This window comes from Coleofasciculus sp. B1-GNL1-01 (assembly GCF_040220235.1).
Lineage (GTDB): Bacteria > Cyanobacteriota > Cyanobacteriia > Cyanobacteriales > Coleofasciculaceae > Coleofasciculus.
Genome location: NZ_JAVJTO010000074.1, coordinates 16,601 through 27,507, shown reverse-complemented (window position 1 = coordinate 27,507; position 10,907 = coordinate 16,601). Strand labels below are relative to the sequence as shown.

Genomic DNA, 10,907 nt, shown 5'->3' with positions numbered 1-10,907 from the left:
GATACTGACCCTCACCAACATGGCTGTTAAGTTGTCAAGGTTCTGTTGGGTGTTATCCCGTCATTTTCCCTTGCGGCTAATCCTTCAAACCTAGGCTCTCAGAAGAACTCTGGCTGATTTCTAGCCAACGAATCGCACCTGACCGACCATTGCCGGACTAAAACCCTTGTCACCTCTGGCTTTAATCACCTCCACCACTACATCGGTGAACAGGTAAATCTTTGATAACTCCTGGATCACCCGTAGTGCTAACTGCTTATTAGCCCGGATGCTAGGGGGTATCTTGTGACCCTTGCGGTTATCGAATCTGCACTCGCGGTGGTTGCGTTGGTCATAAGGAACCTTCCGGTTAATCCGTCGCCCTCGCCGTCCCCGTCGCATCATCGCCCGTTGGGTCATCCGCTTGGTCACGGTTTTAAAGGGTAGGTTCAGGTGTGCCAGAAACAAGGTGACACTCTTTGACTGGACAGCAATCCCGGTGAACAGTTTACCTGGATCAATTCCGGCTACGATGTCTTGGGTTTCCCTGCCCGATGGCTCCTCTAGTAACTGGACTTGAAAAATACTCAAATCGTTGTGTATGACTTTGGCTTTACCTGACTTTAACCATCGCCGAACACGGCTGGCTTTAGCTGGCATTAGTGGCTCACCATCTGGCGATAAAACTGGAACACGAATCATGGGTATAAGCCTTTCGTGTAAAGTTGTCAGTCCCCTCGACCACCGTTAGCAAGATGTCCTCTCTTAAAGCGTCTATGACAAGCAGACTTGTAGATAGTCCAGGATGGGGAAGTACCTGGAAGTACGTACCAACTAACGGAACCCATGGTCTATTCAACTCTTGCGTTACCAGACCTGTCTCTGGCAATCCCTAGCCTCAAGCGATAGCTAGGTTAGGGTTGTTGAACTCACTACTTTACTCAAGCCGGAGACTGAAATAGAGATTCTAAGTAGACACGAGCGCAAGCCCGATAGGTCTGGGAGGCTTCAGGTGTCTTACCACTCCCATTTTGGAGCAAAAACAGCGATAGCGCTGCGGCAAAAACCCGGTCTTGATCCCAAGTAGGATGGGTTTCTAAGTAGCGCTTAAGGGACTCGTGTAGGTCTTCAGGGATTTCTGCCAAAATGCTGACGGTTGCGTTCATAGTTACCTCTCTATCGAATAGCGTGTTGGGACAAAAGCCACCTTGCTCGCTCTCTACATGTCTGTGGAAATCGGCTAATGTAGCTAAAACCTAGCGGCAAATAGACTTAGACACAGCACCCACTGCTCTTGTTGCTTTTGCTTGTCTCAAGTTTTTTTATGGGTAGGTCGCACTATTCTCAACTGAGATGGGGTGGGGTTGTCAATGATACGAAATATTACAAGGTCACTCAAATCGCCAAAATGCTAACGATAGAATCAGCCTTTGAATCCGATTTTCGTTACACAAGTTTACACAAATTCAGTTGAGTATCGCCTCCATATCCTTGATGGGGAAAATCCCCAACATGAGGGGATAGGCTCGATCCCGCCGTTCATCCCTGTGGAAAACCTTATGTAATTTGTGGAAAACTTGGAAATTTCATGTGGAAACACTGGGGAATCTAGTGGGGAAAACTAGGTGAAAAGATAAGAATTGCAAATTGTTTGATCGGGGACGGATCGATACACGGATCAATACTACTCGGATCAGCTTTAGGGCGTCGATCCAGTCCCCACAGTTCACACTCAAAAGAAGTAGAGACGTGACCTGTCACGTCTCTACTTGCGGGTCTTGTTCGCCGTGCTTCCCCTGCTTCCCCGCACCTCTCTGGAATTTCCAGGGGTCAAGCCACAGAGTCAATGTTGAGGGAATGACCCAAAACGCGAAAAACCTGGCGTTGCTCAAATAACTCCACTAAGTCACCGTTAATTTTATTTTTGGTGGCTTCTTGGCGAAGGATTTTCAGTGCTGTTTCCAGGGGTAGCCGCCGCTTGTAGGGGCGATCGCTGGCGGTGAGGGCGTCATAGATATCGGCAACGGTGAGCATTTGGGTTTGGATGGGAATTTCATCTTGCTTTAAGCCCCTGGGGTAACCACTGCCATCGAGTTTCTCGTGATGTCCATAGGCAATTATCGGAACGTCTTTGAGATGCTTTGTCCAGGGAATGCGTTGGAGAAAATGGTACGTGTGGGTAACATGAGACTCAATGCCCAGACGCTCTTCAGGGGTTAAGTTTCCTTTTGGCACAAGCAATTGAACCATCTCTGCCTTGGTAATCAGGGGTTTGAGTTGACCATCTACATCTCGATAGGTGTATTGGGATAAAACAGTTAGTTGAGTTAATGTTTCCTCTGTAAATGCCTGAAAATCGCGAGTTAGCAGTACTTCTGGCTCATTGAGTTGTTGCACAAATTCCCGATAATGCTTGATTGTTTCAATGGCTTGAGCCAGTTGTGTATCAAGCTGTTCTAGTTTTTGGCAGTGAGGACAGCTCGAAGTTGAATTGTTATTGTCATGGCGATGGTCAGGATGTTCGAGTAAATACTTGAACTTGTTTTGAGCGCATTCCATTTCCAGAGTGCGCTGCGCTAGGGCAAAGCGATGGAGAATCACCTCTAGCTGTGAGGGATAGAGTTTCTTGCGCTTGCCCAAAATGGCTTCTGGGACACCCACTTTGCCAAAGTCATGTAACAATGCCGCATAGCGAAGTTCTCGGATTTGGCGATCGTTCAAATACACGGAACTCAGAGAACCCTTGGTGATTGCCGACGTCTCTTCACACAGTCGCACGGTGAGTTCTGCCACCCGTTCCGAGTGACCAGAGGTTGTCGGGTCCCGTGTCTCAATAATTTGCACAGAGGCTCTGACAAAGCCCTCAAACAGATTTTCGATACTTTCTTGAAGATGATTGCGTTCAATGGAAATTGCCGCCTGAGACGCCAGCGATCGCACAATCCGCTCTTCCCATTCTGAATAGGGCTGGGTCACGTCCACAGCGTTTTTGGCTGTGAGCATGACATCAGGGCGGCGCTTGCGATTAATCAGTTGTAATACGCCAATAATTTCTCCGTCTGGTTTTTGCATCGGCAAAACTAATACCGAACAAGTCCGATAGGGCATATTCGTGTCAAAACTGCGGTCAAGGGCATAAGGCACATTGGCAGGCAATTTATACGCATCTGCCAACTTTAAACTTTCACCCGTTAGCGCGACGTACCCCGCCAAACTTTTACGGTTGAGAGGCATTACGAACTCGTTGAATGGCTTGTTGGGTAGCGAGTCATTCTGTGCCACCTTAAATAACAATCTCGGCTCCGCCTGAGTGTGATCGATCAGATACAGACTACCTGCATCACTAAACGTAATTTCCCGGCTTTTGGATAAAATTAGTCGGAGTAATTCCTCCAAATCATTACTACTCGAAAGGGCTGTACCAATTGCCAGTAACTGCTCTATCAGTTCTACCCTCTCAGAGGATTCTTGTAAAAACTCTTGATTCTCAAGGTTTGAGATATGGATTGGCGCTACTTTCATAAGTTTTTCCACAGATATAAAGGATCACAGTTTAAGGACTTTTCGTGATTTCAATTCTTTGATCCGCAAAGCATTGTATTACTCCTTTGATAGGGATAGATTCTTCTCTATTCAAAGATTAAATTGAATGAAAGTATCAAGGATCTAGTATACCCACTAAATTTACCAAAGGAATCAGCCAAATATTGTATTTTTTCGATAAAGCGCCGCTTTGTTTTTCTCTGAATAAATAAAAATTTACCTTATTTCTGTATAGTGTCATTAGAGGGTCGCATTATTTTTTGTAGGTATTTTTAAGCAATTTTTATTTTTTTGTATTTAAAAAAATCCTAATATTTAGTTTTTTTAGATAAGCTGTTCGGCATTTAAACCTTAATATCAATAATCATGAAATCCTTGTAGTGCGAGTATCTTGCTCGCTACTAATACCCAATTTAAATGCATGACAGCTTAACGATTAAACCTCAATTAATTGACAAGACAAGAAACCGTTAACTTTAATTATGTCCACCTACTGATCCTTATCCATAAAACGCTATAGAGCGCTAACCTCCATAGCTAGTGCAAGAAGGCAGAAATAACTGAACAGCTAATATCTCCCTCAGCTCCCCCAGCTTCATCCTATTTACGAAGCTGCTCAAGTATTTTCATGCCCGCTGCACTAGGCTATGGGCGGGGTAGTTGATGGCTCTGCATACTCAGTTATCGGCATCAATAAAATGCCGCTTAATACCCTTATTCAAGGGTTCTGGCAAAAACTCCGGACATTTAGGCAACATTGTTAACCACCTTTGATATTAAATCCGGTTGAATACTTACACTTTGGTGGAAACAAGGTAGAGGGCAGAGGACTTCAAGAAGGCAGAAGGCAGAATAAAATAATTACTGTTTATACCAAGTTGCCGTCTAATGTAGAACTTTCTTTTTCTCCCTATCTCCCTCTCACCCCCTCACCCCATTTACTCTATAGCACTACGCACACAGGTTAGGACAAAAGAAGAAAAATTTAAATCGCTCAATCCCTTGATGAGTCAGTGTTTTTCTTCACTATTGCCCATTGCCTATTGCCCATTGCCTAGCGCGTAGCGCTATATCTGCTATCTTTGAACGCAACTTGGTATTAGGCGGACATGATATGAACAATCACCCACAAGAAAATCCCCTGATCAGTGGTTAAACTGCCAGGGGCATCAAACTCCCAATGTATTTTTCGGTCTCAATCTTGAGCCTACTGGTTTCACCGACTCAATGAGATCCGTAAATTCTGGGATCTTTGCCCAAGTCCAGTTTGATAATTCCTTAATTTCCCGGATTCTGTTGGTTTCCCACAATCGTTATCGTATAAAGGCAACGAAAAAATGCAAGCTCTCAGTTGTAGATGGCAATCCCTGGTAGTATTCTCCGACTGCCAGGGGTTTTTTTTATCGCTTTCGTATAAAGGTTAGGATGTTCTTGATGGCTGAAATGAACACGTATCTCTAATAAACCTTATGCCCCAATACTGCAAGCTCTAATTGGAATTGTTCTCCCCCTGCTCCCCCTGCTTCCCCTGCTCCCCCTGCTCCCCCTGCTTCCCCTGCTCCCCCTGCTCCTCTTAACCAGTATTTCTGCCCTCTACCCTACAGCCTTCTATTTCAGCATTGCGGTTAAACCTGGCGTTTCGTCCGTTGACGGTGTGCCGCTTGGCGTAGTTTAAGGCGGTAAGGATCAGCATCTTTGCGCCAGATAACACGATGCCCTTGGAGTTGGGCGCAATGGTCGATTAGGCATTGTTGCCAGCCTTGGCGCGTACCGATAGTTTGGGTATTATCCAGTAGTCCCCAGTCTTCTTCCTGACGAGTAAGTTTGGCAAATTTTTCGTACAGGGGATAATCTGGAGTGACGAAGGTTTCTTTACGGTGTAAGACAGGGGGATTTCTGGAGGCATCGTAATGGCGATAGGTAACCTGTAAATCCTGCAAGTCAATGTTCATGCTTGTGTGTAGTTCTGGATGGGGTTCAGTATCGAAATTGGGATAGAACAGGTAGGATATTTTAGGTTGATTAATATGAAACTTGACTAAGGTTGCCTCCTCTAGGCGACCAACAGTCCGGCTGGCGCATCCTTCGTAGAGTCGGAGTGGCGCTTCGAGGGCTTCGAGTGCCGAAACGTGGACGTAGAGGGCGGTGGGAAGAAGTTTTCCCACTGGAGATCGCTTGCAGCAATTGGCAATTAAGCCGGGATTGCCCACACTCAAGAGGATTAAATCAGCCGCAGCACAGGCTTGTTGATAGTTGCCAAAGAAGGCTCTAATATCATTTTGGACTAAAGGATCTAATTGACCAAACTTGGGGCGACCATTGAATTTAGCCAAGGCGAGATAGACGAGGAAATCATGGCGACGTTTATCTGCGATCGCATCCCATTCGTTTTGCTCAGTCACTTGTAAAATAACCTTAAATGCACGGCGTAGGGTGCCGAATTCTTCGAGGATTTCTTCGGTATTGGTGAGTTCCAGGGGACTGGGAAGGCGTCCCCGTTCGGTGACAAATGCCATCAGAGGAGCAAGCATATCTTGATAGTCCTCGAACCGCTTCACGCTAACCCGGATTCTGGGGGTAATGGTACGAGAACGGAAGCGGGATGCCCGGAAGCTTTCGGCTTGAGTGGAATCTCGGAATATAAAATAGATGCCCAAGTCAACGGGAATAGCATCAACCCCTAATACTTGGTCAATGTAGGCTTTGAGTTCTTCTTGTTCGTAGTATTTCTGAAACGTATTCCGGCGGGTGACAATACCATCACCATAAGCAATTTGCCCAGAACTACGGTCATCAATTAAAACTTGGGCAGAGACGATCAGCACCTTTTGGGTGAGTTCCCAGGCTTTTAGTAAGGCTTGGCGACGTTCTCCTGGCTTTTCAATGACGTTGATTACGTAGCCTAGGTTAACGATATCAGAGGGTACGAGGGAATTGCCGCCATGGTAGTAGGGGTCCCAACCCGCCGTGGTATAGCCTTGCCGACGCAGACGGTTGATGTCACTACCACGACCACAGCCGTAGTCAAAAAATGAAGTATCTTTAGTCAGAATTGCACTTTCTAGGGCTAGTCGCACAGGCTTAGATAAGTTAGTGCGGACTATTGCAGCCCTGTGACGCTCGATTTCAGTACCGTCTGGGATAGGAGCAACCATAGCTGAGTCGGCAAGCTTTTTGACTAATATACTGGTAAATCTCCGTGAACGCTACTATCGAAAACACCCGTCTCGTCGTAGAAATCCCTGTCTGTCGAGCGTCGTCAACGTGAGACAAGAGATACGCGGTCAATATAAACGTCTAATCTATCGTTTAGCAGTTATTGTTGGTTGAATCGGGATTAGAATTGTTTGGTAGGGGCGCAAGCCTTGCGCCCCATCAACGTGGTGTTTTTACCTATTATCCTAAAGTCACTCTTTCTTTTGGCGCTTTAGTACTGAACCCGTACCAAGGACACCCAATGCTAGAAGACTGATGACAGAAGCAGGTTCGGGAACATCTTGACCATTACCGTTGCTGATTTCGATTTCGATCTTATTCTGGAGTGCAGCGCCAAAGCCTGTAAAGTCATCGACCTGAGAAACGAAGCTATTGGAACCACCTTTGACTTCATTTTCATAAAAGTTGAGAACAGAAGAATTATTCCCAATTACTAGTCCGTTGATAGAATCAATGCCGGCTGCAATTGCATTATTCCTTGCTGTTGCTGTATCTAAACCGTCATTTTCTTGACCGTCACCCGACACATCCATGACTAAGCGGGTTCCGTCAAAGTCGTTGTTGAAAAAGCGGGGCGTAGCAAAATCAATGGCAGAACCAGGAGCAGTCAAACCTGAGAAATTACGGGGCGCTGCAGCAACAGCACTAGCAAAATCTTGTGAAGCTTCCACACTATCGATGAGAGTCCAGCCTACTGCTTCTTCTTGCTGACCTGAACTAGACCAGTAGATTAGATTCACCGCAATTGTACCCAGCTCTCCTTGAGAAATAAAATCTTCAAAAAGGTTTGCATCATTAAAAACAGTTTCATAGGCATCTCGTTGCAGATTAAATTCGCTATTACTGACGCTCCCCGACACGTCAACTAGGAAAGATAATTCCAGATCAACAGGTGTCAGATCAGCGGCGTTCGCGTTATGTTATTTGAAAGCCCTAAGAGGGATAGACCCAAAGATGCAGCAACAAAAGTTGAACGAGTAGCGGCAAATAGTTTCATAATTGGACGACTATGTAAAGCCTAAAGTGCTAAGTGTTCTGCCAACCAATAATTTTTATTGGTTATTGATTAAAGTACACGGTTATCCTATTCCTTGTCGGCATGAAATAGTATGAACCTTAAATGAAGGGTTTTATGAAGTTTATATGAAATGGTAGGAGCGATTATGAAGTTCTTGTGAAGAAGTAGGAATTAATATAACTTTTGCTTATTAATACTATAAATAAAGCTTATGAATATTCTCACCGATTCAAGTTATTAGAGCTACAGAGTAATCAAACTGCATAAGCTACATTTTCTCAGAAATAAGGTGAAATGGTAAGCTAGAACATTGGTTCAGTAATCGAATCATCTCGTGTAAGTCCGCAAAAATGTAGCCTTTTATACGAAATAATTCTTTTTTGTGACTTGTTGTGATCATCGACTACTCTTACTCGATCGGCGCACTAGGTAGTGACAATCCAACTAAGGGAATTCAGCTAATGAGTATTGAAGAAGCACTTGAACTCCTGCAATCTTTCCTCTTTGCCCAAACCCATCAGCACTTAAATAACCTACAAATTGCCGTCCTGCGGGGCGTTTGGAATAATTACACCTACGAGCAAATTGCCCAGACACACTGCGTTTCTTACTCTCATGCCAAAGCGGTTGGTGCCCAGTTATGGGACATTCTATCCTCAGTACTTGCCGCCAAAGTTAATAAAAAGAATTTTCGTGTTGTCCTAGAACGCAAAGCCAGAGAATGGCAGCTAGCTGATGAGTTAATGGATGTAGCGAAGCCGTTATCATTTCCGCCAAAATCGTTGTCTTTTGCCAATACCATATCCACTCTGAACGCCATCGCCACTCCCACAGTAGAATTACCCGGAGGACAAGTTCCTCTAGATTCTCCCTTTTATGTAGAGCGTCCCCCCATTGAAGCACGCTGCTATGATACTATTTTGCAACCGGGAGCATTAATTCGCATTCATGCTCCCCGACAATGGGGCAAAACGTCTCTGATGGCAAGAATTCTGGAGCAAGCCAGATGGCAAGGATATCGCACAGTAACGTTAAACTTGCAGCTTGCCAATAGCCAGATATTTTCTAGTCTTGATCGATTTTTACAGTGGTTCTGCGCCAGTGTTGGTAAAAGCTTAGGGTTGCCGAATCACGTAGCTGACTGTTGGGATGAGATTTTGGGCAGTAATTCTAGTAGTACTGATTATTTTGAGAACTATCTCTTAGCAGAAATTGACACTCCTGTTGTGCTGAGTTTAGATGATTTGGATATCATATTTCAATATCCAGACATTACCTTAAATTTTTTGGGCTTGTTGCGAACCTGGCATGAAAAAGCTAAGTATGGAAATCGTTACAGTTCTATCTGGAAAAAACTGCGCTTTGTTATCGTACATTACATGGACGTGGATATGCTATCGAATATCAATCACTCAGCGTTTAATATTGGACTCTTGATTGAGTTATCAACATTTGGCAGGAAGCAGGTACAAGATTTAGCAAGACGTCACCGACTTAACTGGTCAGCTAATCAGGTAGAGCAACTTATGTCTTTAGTCGGAGGTCATCCCTATCTAATCCGGAAAGCCCTGTATCACATCTGGCAGCAGGATGTCACTCTAGAGCAGTTGTTACTAAAATGTGCAAAAAAAGGAAAAATCTACGCTCAACATTTACGTCAGCAATTAACAAATTTACACCAGTATCCAGACCTTTATCAAGCCTTTACTTACGTTGTCAGTTCACCAACATCTGTGGAAATAGATTGGGGACTGGCATTGCAGTTACACAGTATGGGATTAGTGTATCTGCGAGAAAATCAAGTGATACCAAGTTGTGATTTATATCGTCAATATTTTAGCTCAGTTAAAGGTAATGCTGGGCAATATAACTGATTTGTAGAGACGTAGCATGCTACGTCTCTACTATGATTCCTGTTCCTCACCGCCTTGTCTCAAATCCGCTCAACCCTTCCGGTTCCTCATATTCCACCGCTACATCTTTCACCACAGCAGCAGAAGGACCCTGATGACACCAATTAATCATGTCCTCAACTCCTGATTTATCCCCTTCAAACACCGCTTCCACTCGACCATCGGACAAATTTCGCACCCAACCATTTACACTGCATCGACGAGCTTCACTGACGGTTGAAAGACGATAGCCAACGCCTTGAACTTGTCCAGAAATGAAAACGTGGGCGCGGATTTGTTCCTGTGATTGATTTGGCATTTTATTTGAACTTCGATTGAATACTTACAGAAAAATAGGGCAGAAGGTAGAAGGCAGATGACAGAAAAAAATGATATAGCAGTTATCGGTGAGCTAGGGCGGGTTTTGTTGTTCAGTTATTTCAGCAATAGCTGACTGTAGTTCCTAAACCCGCCCCTACAATTGTGACTAAACCCGCCCCTACAATTGACTTATAGTTTATAAATTTAACATTTCTCCTTTGCTTTTGTTCAACTTTGTTGTAATTCTTCCTGAAGAATTCGCTGATAAATCCCCGGTAAATATCGAGACATTGAATTGGTTTCAATACCATAACCCAGACTTGTCCAGGTTCCTGACAATCGCCGCAATACTTGATCCACTTTACCTTGGCGCAATTGTTGGGAAATATCCATTCCCCACGCTTGATTATCACTCAGCCAAGCATAAACGACCGCATCCTGATATTGTGGCTCAAAGCTATAGTTACTCCACCAAAATAGTTGCCAAGGCTGAGGATGATAACGTCTGGCTTTGTTATACCAAGTCGTGTTAATAAACTGATATCGTCCGGCGGCGGTGGTACAATTACCCACATTGGGACCTGCGACAATCGGCACACAGCGGTTAGGATGATCGCTCAAATCCCAAACATGCTCTCCTCCATACAGTACCGAATAAGGTTGAGACACATTTGCCTCACTTGCGGAAATTGTTCGCATCAGCGCCCGAATATAAGGATCACCACCTCGCATGACTAACGGTTGAGTCCCCTTTTCACCTCTGGGATCATTAAAACTCCATTCCCCTCGTTGAAATTCTTCACGCAGTTCGAGGAATAGGATCATTAAAATAAGGATATTAATCCATTTAATTAGACGTTTCATATAGTGAAAGGCAGAAGGCTCTAGGGCAGAAAATTTAGTACAAGTACGTGGGTGCAAGAACCGTTCAATCTGTC

The 10,907-nt window shown here is 44.5% G+C and carries 7 protein-coding genes and 1 pseudogene; 1 reads left to right on the top strand and 7 read right to left on the bottom strand.

The features are described 5' to 3' along the window. Positions 1–138: 138 nt before the first annotated feature. The 5 genes and pseudogenes from RID53_RS18395 to RID53_RS18375 all read right to left on the bottom strand — a co-directional run. Positions 139–681, bottom strand: a pseudogene (locus RID53_RS18395) (RRXRR domain-containing protein); the annotation flags it as partial. Positions 682–920: 239 nt separating this feature from the next. Then, entirely contained in the window at positions 921–1,145 is a 225-nt protein-coding gene (locus RID53_RS18390) for a DUF2811 domain-containing protein (RefSeq protein ID WP_446389477.1), read from the bottom strand. Positions 1,146–1,809: 664 nt separating this feature from the next. Beyond that, positions 1,810–3,501 carry an HD domain-containing phosphohydrolase gene (locus RID53_RS18385; RefSeq protein WP_446389476.1) on the bottom strand — a complete coding sequence of 564 codons (1,692 nt, stop codon included), beginning with the start codon at positions 3,499–3,501 and terminating at the stop codon, positions 1,810–1,812. A 1,646-nt stretch (positions 3,502–5,147) separates the two neighbouring features. Beyond that, the gene (locus RID53_RS18380; RefSeq protein WP_446389475.1) at positions 5,148–6,677 is read right to left on the bottom strand and encodes a DNA phosphorothioation-associated putative methyltransferase; all 1,530 of its coding nucleotides are present in this window, start codon (positions 6,675–6,677) and stop codon (positions 5,148–5,150) included. A 252-nt stretch (positions 6,678–6,929) separates the two neighbouring features. After that, positions 6,930–7,598 (bottom strand): DUF1194 domain-containing protein, encoded by a 669-nt coding sequence (locus RID53_RS18375; protein ID WP_446389474.1) that lies wholly within the window; start codon positions 7,596–7,598, stop codon positions 6,930–6,932. Positions 7,599–8,217: 619 nt separating this feature from the next. On the opposite strand from RID53_RS18375, the gene RID53_RS18370 reads away from it, so the two are divergent. Further along, a complete protein-coding gene (locus tag RID53_RS18370; protein ID WP_446389473.1) occupies positions 8,218–9,630 on the top strand; it encodes an AAA-like domain-containing protein in 1,413 nt (470 codons plus the stop codon). Between the two features lie 46 nt (positions 9,631–9,676). On the opposite strand, the gene RID53_RS18365 is transcribed toward RID53_RS18370, so the two are convergent. Together RID53_RS18365 and RID53_RS18360 are read right to left on the bottom strand one after the other, a co-directional pair. After that, positions 9,677–9,967, bottom strand: a complete 291-nt coding sequence (locus tag RID53_RS18365) for an acylphosphatase (RefSeq protein ID WP_446389472.1) — start codon at positions 9,965–9,967, stop codon at positions 9,677–9,679. Between the two features lie 230 nt (positions 9,968–10,197). After that, positions 10,198–10,833, bottom strand: a complete 636-nt coding sequence (locus RID53_RS18360) for a glycoside hydrolase family 24 protein (protein WP_446389471.1) — start codon at positions 10,831–10,833, stop codon at positions 10,198–10,200. Positions 10,834–10,907: the final 74 nt, after the last annotated feature.

Coding starts and splice junctions, on each gene's coding strand:
- RID53_RS18360 (WP_446389471.1), bottom strand. CDS start 10,833: ATGAAACGTCTAATTAAATGGATTAATATCCTTATTTTAATGATCCTA.
- RID53_RS18365 (WP_446389472.1), bottom strand. CDS start 9,967: ATGCCAAATCAATCACAGGAACAAATCCGCGCCCACGTTTTCATTTCT.
- RID53_RS18370 (WP_446389473.1), top strand. CDS start 8,218: ATGAGTATTGAAGAAGCACTTGAACTCCTGCAATCTTTCCTCTTTGCC.
- RID53_RS18380 (WP_446389475.1), bottom strand. CDS start 6,677: ATGGTTGCTCCTATCCCAGACGGTACTGAAATCGAGCGTCACAGGGCT.
- RID53_RS18385 (WP_446389476.1), bottom strand. CDS start 3,501: ATGAAAGTAGCGCCAATCCATATCTCAAACCTTGAGAATCAAGAGTTT.
- RID53_RS18390 (WP_446389477.1), bottom strand. CDS start 1,145: ATGAACGCAACCGTCAGCATTTTGGCAGAAATCCCTGAAGACCTACAC.